General features: G+C 39.5%; 16 protein-coding genes. 8 read left to right on the top strand and 8 right to left on the bottom strand.

Features of this window, described 5'->3' with window-relative positions:
* Genes M9949_13445 through mnhG form a run of 3 tightly spaced genes read left to right on the top strand, consistent with a single transcriptional unit; the run spans window position 1 to window position 1,162 of the window.
* Window positions 1-474: a Na+/H+ antiporter subunit E gene (locus M9949_13445; GenBank protein MCO5252406.1), complete on the top strand. Its 474-nt coding sequence runs from the start codon at window positions 1-3 to the stop codon at window positions 472-474.
* Window positions 471-743, top strand: coding sequence for a monovalent cation/H+ antiporter complex subunit F (locus M9949_13450; protein ID MCO5252407.1), 273 nt, complete (start codon window positions 471-473; stop codon window positions 741-743). The genes M9949_13445 and M9949_13450 overlap by 4 nt, the downstream gene beginning before the upstream one ends.
* On the top strand, window positions 740-1,162 hold the full coding sequence (gene mnhG / locus M9949_13455; protein ID MCO5252408.1) for a monovalent cation/H(+) antiporter subunit G: 423 nt from the start codon (window positions 740-742) through the stop codon (window positions 1,160-1,162). Before M9949_13450 ends, mnhG begins: the two co-directional genes overlap by 4 nt.
* Here mnhG and M9949_13460 read toward each other — a convergent pair.
* Genes M9949_13460 through M9949_13470 form a run of 3 tightly spaced genes read right to left on the bottom strand, consistent with a single transcriptional unit; the run spans window position 1,159 to window position 4,123 of the window.
* On the bottom strand, window positions 1,159-2,136 hold the full coding sequence (locus M9949_13460; protein MCO5252409.1) for an aspartate-semialdehyde dehydrogenase: 978 nt from the start codon (window positions 2,134-2,136) through the stop codon (window positions 1,159-1,161). The genes mnhG and M9949_13460 overlap by 4 nt on opposite strands.
* Complete coding sequence (locus M9949_13465; GenBank protein ID MCO5252410.1) at window positions 2,123-2,965, bottom strand: TIGR00282 family metallophosphoesterase; 843 nt, start codon at window positions 2,963-2,965, stop codon at window positions 2,123-2,125. The genes M9949_13460 and M9949_13465 overlap by 14 nt, the downstream gene beginning before the upstream one ends.
* 27 nt (window positions 2,966-2,992) lie before the next feature.
* On the bottom strand, window positions 2,993-4,123 hold the full coding sequence (locus tag M9949_13470) for a glycosyltransferase (GenBank protein MCO5252411.1): 1,131 nt from the start codon (window positions 4,121-4,123) through the stop codon (window positions 2,993-2,995).
* 99 nt (window positions 4,124-4,222) lie between these two features.
* Between M9949_13470 and M9949_13475 the strand changes: the two genes are divergently transcribed.
* The 3 genes from M9949_13475 (at window position 4,223) to M9949_13485 (ending at window position 6,496) form a co-directional block, all read left to right on the top strand.
* A complete protein-coding gene (locus M9949_13475; GenBank protein ID MCO5252412.1) occupies window positions 4,223-5,005 on the top strand; it encodes a class I SAM-dependent methyltransferase in 783 nt (260 codons plus the stop codon).
* 51 nt (window positions 5,006-5,056) lie between these two features.
* Complete coding sequence (locus M9949_13480) at window positions 5,057-5,296, top strand: hypothetical protein (protein MCO5252413.1); 240 nt, start codon at window positions 5,057-5,059, stop codon at window positions 5,294-5,296.
* A gap of 78 nt (window positions 5,297-5,374) precedes the next feature.
* Entirely contained in the window at window positions 5,375-6,496 is a 1,122-nt protein-coding gene (locus tag M9949_13485; GenBank protein MCO5252414.1) for a hypothetical protein, read from the top strand.
* A gap of 2 nt (window positions 6,497-6,498) precedes the next feature.
* Here the strand turns inward: M9949_13485 and M9949_13490 are convergent, their stop codons facing one another.
* From M9949_13490 to M9949_13510, 5 genes are read right to left on the bottom strand one after another with little or no spacing between them, the layout of a single operon-like run.
* Window positions 6,499-7,254, bottom strand: coding sequence for a glycosyltransferase family 2 protein (locus M9949_13490; protein MCO5252415.1), 756 nt, complete (start codon window positions 7,252-7,254; stop codon window positions 6,499-6,501).
* Between the two features lie 59 nt (window positions 7,255-7,313).
* Entirely contained in the window at window positions 7,314-7,715 is a 402-nt protein-coding gene (locus M9949_13495; GenBank protein MCO5252416.1) for a putative toxin-antitoxin system toxin component, PIN family, read from the bottom strand.
* On the bottom strand, window positions 7,716-8,477 hold the full coding sequence (locus M9949_13500) for an enoyl-CoA hydratase/isomerase family protein (GenBank protein ID MCO5252417.1): 762 nt from the start codon (window positions 8,475-8,477) through the stop codon (window positions 7,716-7,718).
* Window positions 8,478-8,533: 56 nt separating this feature from the next.
* A complete protein-coding gene (locus tag M9949_13505) occupies window positions 8,534-9,103 on the bottom strand; it encodes a C40 family peptidase (protein MCO5252418.1) in 570 nt (189 codons plus the stop codon).
* Window positions 9,100-9,249 carry a hypothetical protein gene (locus M9949_13510; GenBank protein ID MCO5252419.1) on the bottom strand — a complete coding sequence of 50 codons (150 nt, stop codon included), beginning with the start codon at window positions 9,247-9,249 and terminating at the stop codon, window positions 9,100-9,102. Before M9949_13510 ends, M9949_13505 begins: the two co-directional genes overlap by 4 nt.
* 159 nt (window positions 9,250-9,408) lie before the next feature.
* Between M9949_13510 and M9949_13515 the strand changes: the two genes are divergently transcribed.
* Window positions 9,409-9,828 (top strand): CoA-binding protein, encoded by a 420-nt coding sequence (locus tag M9949_13515; protein MCO5252420.1) that lies wholly within the window; start codon window positions 9,409-9,411, stop codon window positions 9,826-9,828.
* A gap of 251 nt (window positions 9,829-10,079) precedes the next feature.
* Window positions 10,080-17,288 carry a cell surface protein SprA gene (sprA, locus tag M9949_13520; protein ID MCO5252421.1) on the top strand — a complete coding sequence of 2,403 codons (7,209 nt, stop codon included), beginning with the start codon at window positions 10,080-10,082 and terminating at the stop codon, window positions 17,286-17,288.
* The last annotated feature ends 18 nt before the right edge of the window (window positions 17,289-17,306 follow it).

Genomic DNA, 17,306 nt, shown 5'->3' on the forward strand with positions numbered 1-17,306 from the left:
ATGGGACTACTACTTCTAAATCTTGTGCTTGGGATATTGTGGGCTTTGCTGACCGGTGATTTGCACTTTACAAATTTCATCCAAGGTATAATTATTGGCTATGTGATTTTGTTTATTTCCAAAAATGCAATCGTCAAAACAAGATATTTTTCAAGGCTACCAAAAATCTTCTTATTCATATTATATTTCCTCAAAGAATTGATAGTAGCTAATTTCAAAGTTGCTGTTGATATTTTGACAATCAAGGACAGAATGAGACCGGGAATAATTGCAGTACCATTAGATGCACAAACAGATTTGGAAATCACTTTATTTGCTAATTTAATTACTATGACACCCGGCTCATTAAGCATTGATACATCTGACGACAAGAAAGTTCTTTATGTACACGCAATGTATATGGACGACCCTCAAAAATATAAAGAGGGATTAAAATCGGGTTTAGAACGAAAATTATTGGAGATATTGAGATGAGTTACGTAGAAATTGCCATATTTATATCTATACCTTTAATTATTGTTTCGATGCTGATTATGCTGTATAGAGTTGCTGTAGGTCCAAGTTTGGAAGATAGAGTCGTAGCACTCGACTTGATAGCAACAACAGCAATCGGATTTGTAGCAGTATATGCAATTATTTCTAATTCCACAACTGTGATTGATGTAGGGATTATTATTGCTATGTTAGCTTTTTTGGGTACAACTGCTTTTGCGTATTATTTGGAGAGGAGGTCAAAAACATGACTGAAATAATTGATGTTGTAAGTGCAATATTGATATTGATAGGTTCGATTTTCATCTTTATCTCATCAATCGGTTTAATCAAAATGCCCGATATTTATATGCGAATGTCCGCAACCACCAAAGCAACAACTTTAGGTGTAGGGAGCATATTATTTGGTACGGCATTGTATTTTGAAGAAGTCGGGATTCTAACGCGTGCAATTATTATAATTATATTCTTGCTCCTGACGGCACCAATCGGTGCGCATTTAATCGGTCGAGCTGCATATTTCGATGGAATACCTCTTTGGAACAAATCCATTATAAATGAATTGGAAGGCAGTTTCAATCCTATTGAACATGTTCTATACAGCGAGAAATTCGGCAGTGATGAAAAAGTGTCGTTCCCGCGAGACCAAACTGAGCACAACTCAGATTAGTTTTCCTTAATCAATAGTTGTGCTATTTGAACTGCGTTTGTAGCGGCACCTTTGCGTAAATTATCTGCTGCTACCCATAAATATAAAGCATTTTCGGCTGAATCATCGCGACGAATTCTACCGATATAAACGGGGTCAGTGTCTTGGGTGATTTGAGGTGTCGGATATGAATCGCGACTTGTATCATCCATCAGAACAACTCCGACAGTATTGGCATAAAGGCGCTTAATTTCTTCGATTTCATAGCTACTTTCAAGCTCTACGTTTACAGATTCGCAATGCCCACCTAATGTTGGGACACGGACACAAGTAAATGCAAGCGACAAAGATTCATTCCCGAAAATTTTACGGGTTTCGTTTATCATCTTTGATTCTTCTACCGTGAATCCTGATGGTTCAAACTGATGAAACAGCAAATTAAATGCAATTGGTTGAGCGTCAGTCCCTGTACCGGATATTTCATTTCTTAACTTCTCGACACCTTTATTTCCGGCGCCGGAAATAGATTGGTAGGTCGAGCATACAACACGTTTCAGACCGAAATTATCCGAAAGAGGCTTTAGAGCAACGACAAGTTGAATAGTAGAACAATTTGGATTGGCAATGATGCCTTTGTGACTTTGGAGATGATGTGGATTGACTTCAGGCACAATTAGTGGAACTTCAGGGTCCATTCGCCAAGCGCTACTATTGTCAATAACAATGCAGCCCTTTTCGACAGCTATAGGAGCAAACTCCTTAGATACCGAGCCACCTGCTGAAAAAAGCGCAATGTCAAAATCTTCAAACACTTCCGGCATTAGCTCTTCAATTTTGTAGCTTTCTCCTCTGAAAGATAGCTCTGTTCCGGCAGAACGGCTACTTGCAAATAGCCCGAGGCGTGCAACGGGAAAATTTTGTTCTTCGAGCACTTTCAACATGGCTCTGCCGACTAAACCACCGGCTCCAACAATAGCAACATTATATCTTTTCATTTTCGTTTTCGTTTACTTGGTCATACATAGAATTTACAAATTTTGGTAATATGATTTGTTCGATTTTCATTGCTTGCCCTGTTTCGGAATCAATTTCAACATATACGGCACAAAGCTTCAAATCACCGATAGCTTGCTCGTATTTATGAGCAGTCTGCAATAATAAACGCTTTAGAGCAATATCTTTTCTCATCCCAACTACAGAATCGTAAGGACCGGTCATTCCGACATCAGAAATATAAGCAGTGCCATTCATTAATATCGAAGCATCGGCTGTAGGAATATGAGTATGTGTGCCGATAACTGCAGAAGCTCTTCCGTCTAAATGCCAACCCATTGCCACCTTTTCTGCAGTGGCATCGGCATGGAAATCAACAATTATTATCGGCGTTCTTTCGCTTAACATTTTAACTAAATTATCTGCTGCACGGAAAGGACAATCTATAGCCTGCATGTAGGTTCGACCTTGTAATTGGACAACAGCAACTTCCAATCCGGGAGCTTTCTCAACTACTTTGAAACCCTTGCCAACGTTGCCCGGAGGATAATTATATGGTCTTATTACGCGGTCGTTTTTTGCCATCAAAGGTCGCGATTTCCAATTGTCCCAAATGTGATTGCCGGTGGTAATGACATCCACGCCGAGAGCGAAAATCTCTTCGGCTTGGACTTCGTTCAGCCCTTTGCCGTTTTCGATATTTTCGCCATTGACGACAACAAAGTTAGCACCGTAAGATTCAATCAGCCCTTTCAGTTCTTTTTTAAGAAATTCAAGCCCGACGATACCAACAACATCTCCAACAAATAGTAGTTTTATTTTCTCAGCCAATTTATTTCCAATTTTATACTTAATATATTAATGACGTTTACTTTTCGATTGATTATACAATTCGATGATTTTTTGAGTCAAAGTATTCCATTTTGCTTCTGCTTTGTATTTGGCGATATTCATTGTCATCGCTTCCAAATTACGGCTGAAATAATCTTTCAAAGCATTTGCAATTCCATCAGCAGATACTTCTTCGGTCATAATTCCGGTTTGGTAGGGTTCAATCATTTCGGAAAGACCGCCCACATTTGTAGCGATTAAAGGCAAATCAAAATGATAGGAAATCCCGACGATTCCGCTTTGTGTTGCCGAACGATATGGCAGAACGCAAACATCTGCCGCGGAAAATAGCAAGCGCACATCATCATCGCTGATGAATCGAATCATTTCAGTCACTCGATTTCCCAAATTATGCCTATTTATAATTTCAGCATATTCAGTGTATGATTCGTAAGGTTCGCCGGCAATGATTAAATGATATTCCTCGCTAAGTTTGCTCATAGCTTCAATCAGCAAATCCAAGCCTTTATACTTGCGAATAAAACCGAAAAAGAGAAGAACTTTTTTATCGTCATGAATTCCCAATTTTAATCTTGCCTCAGATTTGGAGAGCTTTTCACCGAAATGGTCATACAAAGGATGCGGAGTAAGCACAAAATCGGCATTTGGACGAAAACTCAACAAATCATTTTTGACAGATTCGCTCATTGTAACAAATGCATCGAAACCGGAAAGGAAATACTTAATCAGAGCCATATCGCCAATTCGTCTTTCGTGAGGAATTACATTGTCGAGAATAGCAATTTTCGTGGTAGATTTGCCGATAAATCTCGCAGTAGTGCCCAAAGACGGCGCCAAGAATGGAATCCAAAATTTTGTCAATAAAATATCGGGAGCGAATTTGTTGATTTTTGAAGCAGCGGTAAAATAAGACAGCGGATTGACTGTACTCAAAATTCTATCCGCAACTATTGTCGGTTTATCGTCCGAATTTTCTACAAATTGGCTTTTGCCCGGGAAAAGGAAATCGGGATATTGCGTAGTAAAAGTGTAAGCACGAGTATCGTGATGAATTGCAAATTCGGAAATCAAATTTTGATTGAATTGGGCAATACCACCCCGAAACGGGTAAAAAGTAGATAAATATGCGACTTTCATTTCCTTGGCATGGCAATTATAGTTATTTTAAAACGTAATTTACGAAGTTAAACTTAAATATTGTAAATGATTAATATAAAAGACATAAGAGAAGCCGTCATGAGCAGTAATTTATCGGACAATGATAAATATTACTGGGGTTATATGTATGATTTGGGCAAAAGTACAATTGTACCGCTTTTAATCGAGCAAGGGATTTTCAAAGCCGGTGATAAAGTTGCCGAAATTGGTTCTGCAGAAGGTGGCGTGCTCCATGCTTTAGCAGAAGCCGGTGCATCAGAAGCAATCGGGACGGATATTGCATTGGAAAGAATCCAAACAGGCGAACTAATTACGAGAATTGCGGGACTTGACGTGACATATTCTTCTCACGATATAATCGGTGAAGAGCCCCACACAGAATGGCAAAATCGCTACGATTTGGTAATACTCCGCGATGTAATCGAGCATCTTGATTCGGCATATACGGCTTTGGCAAATATACGAAAAATTATGAAACCCGGCGGATTCCTGTATGTGACTTTTCCTTCTTATTATTCCCCTTTTGGCGGTCACCAACACACCTTAGCAGGTAACGCTTTGACAAAATTGCCGTACATTCATTATTTTTCTAAAGGTTTTTTTGAATTTATGATTCAATCCGGCAGACCACAAGACATCGAGGAAGTTATGCGTTTGCGGGATATTAGACTGACTCCCGACAAATTCAAAAAAGCTGCCCGACAAGCAAATTTGAATATTTTTCGTGAGGATTATTATATTTTACGTCCCGTATTTAAGGCAAAATTTGGTTTACCTGCATTGAAAATGCCAGCTTTTTTGGGTATTCCGCCTTTTAATTCAGTTTTTTGTACAGAATCATCATTTATTTTGCAAAAATAATTTGTGGTATAATTTTTTTTGATTATATTTAGGAAAATTTTGAGGTGATTTATGACAATTGAACCAAATAATGCAAATATTGAACGTAGTGCGGCTACAGTTCAGGAATATCAACCTATGGCAGTGCAGAATGAATTGCAAAGGGAAGTGCTACGTGAAGCTGTCGGCATAGGCGATTTGAGCATTCAGAAGCAGTTAATGCAGTTGTTGATGTCAGCCCAACCCATTATACAAGTTCAACAAATAGCACAAAATCAAATTGCAAAAGGTTTTTTGGACATCAAAGTTTAATAATTTGCTTTTTTACCGCGAAAGTATCATTTATAAGAAACTATACTTATATTTGAATCTTAATTATTGCGGAAAGACATGACATTTTTAGAAACAATAGCAAAATTTGACAGAGTCGTGAGACTTCTGTCTTTTTATTTTTCACCACGCCTCGCCATCGAATTATACTCACGCGGCAGAAGAGAATTTGTCAATGCTTTGAGCAAAGAACAATTATCCACACCTCGATATATCAACTCCGGAAACAGCGTAACCATTTGGGGAGTCGAATTTGGTAACAGGTTGATGAATGCTGCCGGAATGTTCAAAAATGGCATTGGGTATGATATTAGTTACATGCAAGGTGCCGGAGCATTTTTAGCAGGAACCACAACAGCAACTCCTCGAGCTGGAAATCGTAAAAATGGAATTTTACATCCTTTTATGCCGTATCCTCGTTCAGAGGCAGCTATGAATTGGATGGGTTTGCCGAATGACAGTCACGAAACTGTTGCCGAGCGGATAAGCCGAATTCACAAGAAAGACGGCTGCCCTATCGGCGTTAGTCTCAGCGAATCTCCCGGAGTAGATTTTGATATTGCAATGGCGGGGATTGTAAACGGATTTATGCTTTACGAAAAAGCAGGCGTTACATTCGCAGAACTCAACGAAAGTTGCCCGAATACCGAGGAACACAACGGAAGCACAAATTTGCTTGATAAAGCTCTCATTTCTCGGCTCGAATACATTAGTGATAAGTATATAAAGAATTCAAGCAAAAGCATTCCCATTGTAGTCAAATTTTCGACAGATACAGAATTAGCGCAAATCCCGACACTTGTAAATTTACTGATTGATATGGGATTTGGTGGTGTGAATTTTGGAAATACGTCTGTCAATTACATGGATAAACTCATTCAAATCGACCATAAAGAAGAAGACAATTTCAGGTATTTCATGACTCATTTTGGAGGCGGAATTTCCGGGAAACCATTGAGAGAAGATTCACTAAAATTAGCTTCTGAAGCAGTCAAAATCAGAAATAGTCGCGATATGCATAAAGAATTCATCGTTATCCGTACAGGCGGAATCGAAACTATCGATGATTACAATGCTTCGGTGGAAGCAGGAGTTGATTTGATGCAATGGTTTACGGGATATTTCGAGCTATTCTCCAAATACGGACATGACCTTTACAAACATTTATTCACCCAAAAATGAATCTAAGTACGACTATTTTTTTTGTAAATTTCTGATTCTACAAGCCCAAGTTTGTTGAACAAATGCAAGAATGACACGCCCAACACACCAAGTCCGTATTTCATACTGCGAGAAAAATTAATCGAAGATGCTTCCTCGAAATACAAAGTCGGGCAAGTAATTTCGGCAATATCATACCCTTGGTAAAAAATTTGCGATAGCATTTGGTTATCGAAAATGAAATCGTCAGAATTTGCCATGTAGTTGATTGATTTCAAGACATCTGCCGAAAAGGCTCTATATCCTGAATGGTATTCCGATAATTTCTGACTGATGAGTATATTTTGGGCTAAAGTCAGAAATCTGTTTGAAATATATTTATATTTCGGCATTCCACCTTTGATAGCACCTTTTCCAAGTATCCGAGAACCCAAGACAACGGGATAAACGCCATTTGCTATCAAATATGCCATAGATTGGATTAGTTTCGGAGTATATTGGTAATCAGGATGTAACATTATTACAATATCGGCGCCTATCTCAAGTGCTTTATTATAGCATGTTTTCTGATTTCCGCCGTAACCCTTATTCTCCTCGTGCCTTATCACATACTTTATGCCAAGTTTGTTCGCTAACTCGTAGGTTTTATCGGGGCTATGGTCGTCAACGAGTATAATTTCGTCCACAATATCGAAAGGAATTTCCGCGTGTGTGCGTTCGAGAGTCAACTCTGCATTGTATGCAGGAAGCACAACCGCTATTTTTTTTCCGTTTATCATGTTATATAATTATGTAAATTCAAAAATAAAATACTTTCAAATTGCGATTCAAATGCCAATCAAAGTAAATTTGAAACAAAAACTTCCGGTTCGACGATTGAAGTTTCAATTTTGTAATCGGCGCCCAATAGTAACTTGTCATATGTAAGCAAATACTCAGCTTTGGTAGAAACTGCTAATTGTATAAACTTGCTATCGGAAATATCTCCCGAAAAATGGAAATCACTTTCCGGGACTTCCAAAATTGCATTGCTTTTTATCAAATCTCGCCAAAAAAGCTTCTGTTCGTCTGAAAATGAAAATTTATCACGGTTGATAATCAGTTTGTACTCATTGTAAATTGATTTTGAAATATGCCAAGTAGCTGAATGCTCCTTGCATACAAAATCGATGATTTTGAGAGCAAGCGGATTGCCAATCATAGCGGCAATGAGAACCGAAGTATCAATAACGAGTTTCAATTATCTTTTGCCCGATTTGAATTTATTGATGAAATCTTTAGTAAAATCCGACAAAACGAGTCTGCCACTTATTTCGGCTCTTTCGAAAAGTAATGTATCCCAATTTTCAGTTCCTTGGCGGAAGATGCCTTTTAATTCTTTTGTGGCATTAGGGCTCATGTGGGAAAGTCTCCCTGCGAGCTCGGTCACAGCATTATTCAAATCTTCGATAGAATAATAAACATTAGCATAAAGCCCCTTGCTCAAAGCCCAAGTTTCGTTGTACCATTGCGTATCAATTGATATTTGCGAAAATGCAGTAGTACCGATTTTGCGTTCGACAGCAGGTCCCACCACAAAAGGTCCAATTCCCAAGTCGAATTCGGAAAGTTTAATCGCTGCTCCTTGCATTGCCAAAGCATAGTCTGATGCAGCTACAAGCCCGACACCACCGCCAACAGCCTTGGCTTGAACACGTGTGATAACAAATTTGTCGGAATTACGCATAGCATTGATTACCTTAGCAAATCCGCTGAAAAATTCCTTGCCTTGTTCAAAATTTTCAATTGCAATTAATTCGTCAAAAGATGCACCGGCACAAAAGGCTTTATCGCCTTCGCTACGCAAAACTATAACATTGATGTTCGTATCTTGAGATGCCTGAGTAATCGTTTGAGCTAATTTATTTAACAATTCGCCCGGGAGTGAATTGCTCTTAGGATGAAAAAAAGTAATCAAGCCCACTTTGTCATGTATTTCTAAATGCACAAAAGCTTCATTCATAATAATTTGATGATTATATAAAAAAATATGAGAGTTGAAACGATATTTAGGTATGATTATTTGATTACTCGACCAACGCCTGCAAAACGGCGAGTGTAATATTCGTCAGAAACGGCTTGTTTGATAACGCCGCGACTCGATGATGCGTGAATCATTTCGCCGTTGCCGATGTAGATGCCGACATGATTTACGATAGCACCATTACTGAAGAAAATCAAATCTCCTTGCTGAAGATTGTCTGTTTTCACTCTTTCGGAATTTTCATATTGTGTGCGGCTTGTGCGAGGAACACTGATGCCGAGAGCCCCGTAAACTTGAGCTACAAGCCCCGAGCAATCAATGCCGGAACGGTCGTCGCCACCATATCTGTAAGGAGTACCAAGCCAACTAACGGCTTCGCTGACAATTAAATCACCCATATCATTTTCATCATTCCCCTTAGGGAAATTGAGTTGACCAAAAGACGCTTGTGAGCCGGATTTTGAAACTGTGTTAGATGTATTTTTTTTGGCGGACGGAGTAGCTTGCTTATTGGATGCGAATCGAACATGCGAACTACATGAACTTAGAAGCACTAAGAGCACTAAGCAAAAGGAAAATGATTTGTATGTAACATTTCTTTTCATTTTCTCGCATTTGTGTCATTGCCGCTTTTTAGTTTAACTGTTTTTAGTTTGCCGGAACCAAACATTTTGATTGAATCCGTCATCAAGAAAAACAATCCTAAAGCTGCCAATAGGACTAAAGCCATTTTCAGATACAACTGTTCCATTGAACCCCCAAGATATAATATCATAAAAAGCAATTTTTATGCCAATAACCAGATTTTTAAACAATACGAATATGTCAAAGTAAAAGTTACAAAAAGTACAAGAAAATTGACCGAATAACGTTTCAATCATAACATATTAACTCAATTTTGAGGTTTTGAATGACGTTTAGAGAAATATTTGAAAGCTACGAAACAATCGCTGTTTATGGAATGTCCAAAAATACAGTTAAGGCTGCCCATACAGTACCTGTTTTTATGTACAATCAAGGTTACAATGTGATTCCGATAAACCCGACAGTTGACAAAATTCTCAAACTTAAAGCATACCCAAGTTTGGATGAAGTGCCGGACGAAATCGAGATACTTAATGTTTTCAGACCTTCCGAGCAAGCTTTCGAAGTGGTCAAAGAAGCTGTCGAGCGACATAAGAAGAAGGGCGACATCAAATTGATTTGGCTTCAACAAGGAATTGAATCTGAAGAAGGCAAAAAATTAGCTTTGGATAACGGAATCGAATTCATCCAAAACAGATGTATGTATGTAGAATTTATAAATAGCGGATTAGGGAAAAAAAAATAATGTAAATTTTTGTAACTTTATACCGATTAAAAAGTCTTATCATAACGAAATATCTGCTGCTGAAAATGGCATGATTTGTGAATATATTTTTGTGAAGTTTACTATATATGAAATTATCTGAGGTGATATAAGTAATTCGCTACAATTTGTATATTTTGTGATGATAAAATCAATGGTTAAACGGCATATTCCATTTTTGATTGGGATAAGCCGAATTGCAAATAGTACACAAATTTATAAACTAAAGAGATATGGTTGCTTTGCGTAGCGGATTCATTAAAATAGCTTTAATTGTTTCATTACTTACGATTTCGGTTGTGCCGTCAAAAGCATCACCGAATGTGTTGATGTCGTTGAATGTCCCCTATTTCTACACTCAATCGTTTATGCAGTTCTTCATGTTCCAAAACCTTTGGTCGAGTACTTTGTTGTTTCCCTCGATTATTCAATTGCAGGAAAACAACTTCAACTTTGCACAAAACTTGACGAACACCGACCAAGAGATTGAGATAGACACTACTCAGCAAGAGCCGCCCTTACCTGATGAAACACCTGAACCAATCGAGCAAGAACCCGAACCAACATTAGAAGAATCCGATGCTGACACTGTAAATACACAAGATGATGCACCTGATGATTTGAATCAGGTCCCCGAACCCGATGAAACGCTTCAAATTCCTGATAATACCGATCTTCAAGTTGACGAAAATCCCGTAATCACACCATTAGATACCGCAAACAGAATATTTTTCAGCGATACCGACGACGGGCACTTCCGGCGACCTCAATTTTTGCAAAGATACGAATCAAACAGACAATCACTATACGAAAGTAGTTTCGGCTCGCCTTATAATCAACCTACGGGATTGAAATCCACCAACAAATTGGATAGTACGGCATCGCAAGTCAGAACAACAGAATCAATAGACAACGACGAAATCAGTTATCCTTTCGTTGTGCAATTAGATGATTATCTCACACTTCGCCAAAATCAACTAAGAGGGCAAATATGGGATTCCTTACTCACAAGATATGACCTCAAAATGGCGCTGTCCAAAGGCGATTTGGCAAGATTAATCAGCCAATCAACAGGTTTGACCATACCAATTCCGCCAAATCCATTGACGAATATATTCGGCAAGCCCGAAATCAGCATCAATGTAAACGGCGAAGTAAATATCAGGCTCGGCGTAAGGTGGGATTCGCAAAATTTGGGAACTGTTTCGCAATTCGGTCAAACCCAGTTTTCGCCGATATTCCATCAAGACATTAGAATTGATGTCAATGCTCGAATCGGTGATAAATTGAAATTGAATACGAATTGGAACACTCGTCGTACATTCGATTTCGACAATAAATTCAAAATCGGCTTTGAAGGCGAAGATGACGATATAATCAAACTTGTAGAGCTTGGCAACGTTAATTTGCCATTGCCCACAACTTTGATTCGTGGTGGTGAAACACTTTTCGGCGCCAGACTTGATATGCAATTTGGTCCACTTTACATCAAGACTTTGTTCTCCCAAAAAAGAGGCGAAAGAAAATTTGTTGACGTTCGGGGAGGCACAAGTAAGCAATATTTCCAACTCCGCGCCTATGACTTTGCCAAGAATCACTTTTTCGTAGATACGGCATACCAAAAAATATACGATAAATATTTCGAGAATTCGACACCTGTAATTCCTGTCGAAGGCGACAGTTTGAGAATCAAGGAAATCGAAGTTTGGGAATCAACAAATGACATCAGAGAAGGCGTCTCGATGGCAGGAACATCTATAGCAATTGCCAATTTGCAGCCTGTTTTGGGTGCACAGAATGAAAAATATCCTGATTCATTTAAAACTTTAGAAATTAAAGCAGGCGAGGTAGAAAGAGGCAATTTCATAAGATTGGACTCATCTAAATATCGGGTTGACTATAATTTGGGAACAGTTTCTATCCGAAATTTACGCCCTGACAGATACTACGCCGTGTCGTATCGTACTGAAGGACCAACAAGCGACCCCAAAGACGACCGTTATTATGGTAATTTGTCCGCATATGCAGACGTAAAAGATACATTGATTTTGAAATTGATTTATCGCCCAAATATGCAACCCGGTTTCTCAACTTTGTGGAAACGTCAGATGAAGAATATTTTCGACATCAATGCGCGAAACGTCAACGTTAACGAAACTAATATCAATATTTGGTACCTCCGAAAAACCAACGACTCAACCGATGTGCTGGAAGGTGCACCGGATAAATTAGTTACAATTTTCGGTGTTGACCAAGTAAATAATAGCACCGGAGCACCGCAGCCCGACGGTATATTCGATTTGAGACCGCCATTCTTTGACCCAAATGAAGGCTTAATCACATTCCCGAATTCTCGTCCTTTCGATTCAGCTTTGGTCAAATATTTTTCGCGTGAAGACATTGGTAATCCCGACCTTGCAAGGGAATACATTTTCAGCGAACCTTATGATACAACTTACGATGTAGCAAGGCTCAACACTGCTCGAGACAGATTTATCATTTCGGGTGAAGTTTCAGGACGTGCTACAAATAGGATTCAGTTAGGTGCATTCAACCTTGCACGCGGTAGCGTTAGAGTGCTGCTTGACGGTCAGGAATTGATTGAAAATCAGGATTATATTATTGATTATTTTGCCGGTACGCTGACATTGCGAAACCCGCGAGCATCATTACCGAACGCAAATCTGAAGGTGGAATACGAGCAGCGAGATATATTCAATATCTCGACGCGAACGTTAGCCGGTATCAGAGGTGATTATTTGTTGCATCGCTCACGATATGCTAATGCAAATTTGGGCTTCACATTCATGCACTACGACCAATCTGCACTCATTGACCGCGTCAGGCTTGGCGAGGAACCAATTTCGAACTCGATATTCGGGTTCGATGGTAATTTGAATTGGGAAACAGAGTTCATCACAAGATTATTAGATTATTTGCCTTTTTACGATACAAAAGCACCGTCATCATTTAATATGCGTGGTGAATGGGCAATGATATTGCCAACACCGAATAAAAGACGCTCGGAAATTGCATCGGATAATAACGAGCCGGTGGTATTTATTGACGACTTCGAGGGAGCTCAACGTACAATTCCCTTGGGATTGAATTCTACGCAATGGCAACATTCTTCACCACCCGTGAACACAATGTTCTGGGACAGTGATACAGTAGCAGTGACTTATAAAGCAAATATGTTTTGGTATCAATTTTTTATAGCGCGTGTACCGATTCGCGATATTTATCCTAATAATACATCATACCAGCAAGGTAGAAACTATCGCAATCCGATGCACATTTTGTTCGACCCGAGCAAACGTGGTATTTATAACATGAACCCATTATTCGTAGATGAAATCAACCCGTATTTCGACCCAACTGATGTTTGGAGTACTCGCCCTGAAGTTAAACCCAAAGTGTGGTCGGGAATGATGAGATTGCTCTCATCATTCAATACAAATTTCGATACAGAAAATATCGAGTATGTAGAAATAATGATGCGTGTAAATGCTTACGAACCCGGTCAGACTAAGATGTATATTGATTTTGGGCAAATCAGCGAGGATATAATCCCGAACCGTGTATTGGATACGGAAGACGGCATAACAGCCGCAAATCCATTACCAAACGGAATCATTGACGAAGGCGAAGATGTCGGGATTGACGGTTTAAGTAATGCTCAGGAAAAAGTAACATATCCTTTCCCATTGAGTGAAGAGGAAGACCCTGCACGCGACGATTATGCTTTCAATTTCACCAAAAATGATGACGAACGCACCTGGCAAGATTTCATTAAATATAATAACTTTGAAGGGAATTCAAGAGTGTCGGAATTGGGGCAATTTCCCGATACAGAAATTTTGAACAAAAACAACGGACAGGAAATATCGCTCGACAATAGCTATTTCACTTATGAAGTCAATCTTTCGCAATCAGCCGTTGATGCCGCAAACAACCCTCAAATCGTCGGTGGTAACCCCGAAACTGGGTGGTTTTTGTACAGAATTCCTATTCGTAAGCCAATAGACAGAGTGGGCAATCCCCTGTTTTCAAACATTCAATACGTTAGAGTTCGCTTCCAAGGCGGTTATTTAGATGCTTCGATTGATGATTGGAAGCTTGTAGGTTCGCAATGGCAAAGAGTTAGTAACTTGCAACCAAACGTCAACCCTAACGATAGCGTATTATCGGTATCATTTGTCAATCTTTGGGAAAATTCAGGTCCACCGGATTATTACACGATGCCTCCGGGAGTTGCCGCACCACGCCAATTAAACAACCCTGACCCAACTCGGGACATCAGGCTGAACGAGCAATCAATTGCAATAGGTGTGAAAAACCTTCGCTATGGCGACGAGAGAATGACAACACGTATTTTCCGTCAATTAGACTTATTTTACTATAAAAAGATGAAATTTTTCATTCATGGCGATGGTTCTATGCCGGATAATATTATCCCGGGAGCAGTACCCAAAGCCTATGCCTTCCTACGTTTCGGTATAGACTCATCCAACTATTACGAGTACAAACGCCCACTTATGAGAGGTTGGCAAGATATTGAAATTGATTTGCTCCAACTAACTGCAATCAAACAGCTTCGCGATTCGCTCAATAGATACGAAAGATTTGAAATGCCTGTGCCGGGAGACCCGAATGCAGTATTTGCCATAAAGGGAAATCCGATATTGACACGTGTGCAATTCTTCGGTTTGGGTATAATCAATCCGGCTGAGCGTTTCCCGAATGAATTGACCACAACAATGTGGGCAAATGAATTGAGACTGATTTCGCCGGAAGAATCAGCGGATTGGGCAGGGATTGGTTCTTTCAATTTAGTACTTGCAGATTTGGGGACTGTTAGTGGTAATTTCCAGCATAGCAAACCGAATTTCCACCAACTCGAAGAACGCTTCGGAAACAGGAGTAATTCTACAAATTGGTCTGTGACGATGACAGGGAACTTGGATAAATTCGCCCCAAAAAGTTTCAGCAATATGAAAATTCCCGTTACATATACACATGCTGAAATAATGGAGACGCCCCAATTTGTGGCAAATGACGATATATTTTTGAATGAAGCAGCAACTGCAGCATATAATCAGGTAATTGAAGCCGGTGGAACTCCCTCTGAAGCGGCTCAAGCCAGAGACCGAGTTATCAACCGTTCACAATCATTGAGAGTGATGGACAGTTGGGCACTTACAGGATTCAAATTCGGACTGCCGATAAATCATTGGACGATTAGAGAAACAATTAATAAAACAACCGTTACATACGCTTATTCGCAAGAGTTTGAACGTAATCCGATTTATTCGGAACGATTCAATTGGCAATGGCGATTGGGAGTTCAGTGGGGAACAAGTATTCCTGACTTCCTGAGTTTCAAGCCATTTACATTTTTTGAAGGAATGCCATTTTTCGGTGTGTATAGCGGTGCAAAAATCAACCCTCTGCCAACAACTATCAACACAAATGTGACTTTCAACAGAAGGCGCCAAACAGAGCAATCACGATTCCTCGATTTCCCGAGCCCTATTTTGCGCGATTTTTCTGCGATGCGAGTAGTCAATTTAAATTGGAAATTATCAGAAAGCGGTTTCTTAAGCCCTGTAATTGATTATAATATGTCAACAAACAGCACTTTAGTAAATATGGAATTTGACGAATTCGGTCAGCAACGTACAGGTGCTCAAATCGGCTCGGCAATGTTTTTTAATAATGGACAATTAATCAATTTCGGAACAAATAACTTACATACACAAACTGTAGCAATAAATTTACGCCCGATGTTACCCAATATAATTTCGTTAAACGAATTTATTGATATGACCGGAAGTTTTACGACTACGTACAATTGGTCAGACCCATTGCAAACGAAACCGGAAATCAGAGATATTGTTAAAAATGCCGGATGGACAAATTCGATACGATTCAATATGGGATTGAAATTGAAATCTTTGGGCGATGGATGGTTCGGTGTGGAAGCTGCTAAACCGACTGGAATAAGACAATTCCAGCCACAATTGGACACAACAACGAAAAAAGCATCATCGGGTAAACTATTTGCACCTGTGGCAATATTCAAACTAATATTTTTTGATTGGGATAAGGTTGACTTTGTTTTCACTCAACAAAATTCAAATCTTACGCCCGGCGTATTTGGTGGAACGGGAATGCACAATTTCTGGGTAAACGGACTGACATTCCGCGAAAGCCAAAATATTCATGGTCCAAGTTGGGCATATCAAATGGGGCTTGTCGGTCATCCTCACGGTGGCTATGACCTTGTAAGCTCAGACCAATTCCCATTCTTTGGTTTCCAATCTTATCCGGGGCTAAGACCTGCAAATGCTCGTTTGCAAGATAATTACAGACAAACAACATCGCTGAATATCAAAACCTCTCGCCCACTTTGGAAAGGGGCAACAATGGAATTATCTTGGAAATCAGAAGTCGGCTTCAATCGTAACCAAACTGTTGTAACAGATGAATTTGGCAATCCGACGTTTACAAATATTATCGGTACGGAATCATTCAACAGGTCATTCCTTACATTCCCTACTTTATTTGGATTCAATCCATTCAATAATACAATTGACAATGTAATCAGATTATATGAAGCTCAAACCGCAATTGTTGAAAATAGATTTGTTAATGGCGAAATTGGCGAAGTTGAAAGGAATCAGCTGTACCAAAGGGCTTTGAACGATGCATTTTACAACGGATTGGAAATGTTCTCAATATCCGGAGGCAGTACTGCAAAATTCTTGCCGGCAGTCAATTGGTTAATCAGATGGGAAGGATTAGAAAATTTCTGGCTATGGAAAGATTACGTTAAGAAAATGACATTAGACCACCAATATACTTCTTCATTCAATGAAATGGCGAATTTGACCGACAACGGGCGTGCAGTTACCACGCAGACTGTTCAGTATGCATTCCAACCACTTATTGGTATAAATTCAACATTTGACGAAAATCTTTTTGATGGAACATTGACTGCTACTTTGCGTTGGTCAAGCACCAAATCCTTTATGATAAATTCGGCAGCCCGCTCCACAGTTACATCTCAAACTACTAATGACATTACTGCTCAAGCAAGCTACACTATGAAAGGATTCGAGTTTGCATTCCTTGGTATTTCACTGCAAAATGATTTCGAGCTTTCGTTCCTTTTCACATATAAAACTAACGGACGCGCCCTTTACAACATCACAAGCCCTGCCGATACATACGTTGGTGATGAAGCCGGCGGACAAACTCTTGACGGCAACACTCAAATCATCATCGAACCACGTGCTCGTTACTCATTGAGCCAAAGGCTTACAGCCTCATTCTTTGTACGATACGAAGGCACATTTACCGAAGGTGCGGCACAACCCGGATTCCATTCTACGCAAATTGGATTCGACCTCAGATTGTCCGTTGCAGGCGGAAGATAATAACTTTTATCATTCAAA

The organism is Candidatus Kapaibacterium sp. (assembly GCA_023957315.1).
Lineage (GTDB): Bacteria > Bacteroidota > Ignavibacteria > Kapaibacteriales > UBA2268 > PGYU01.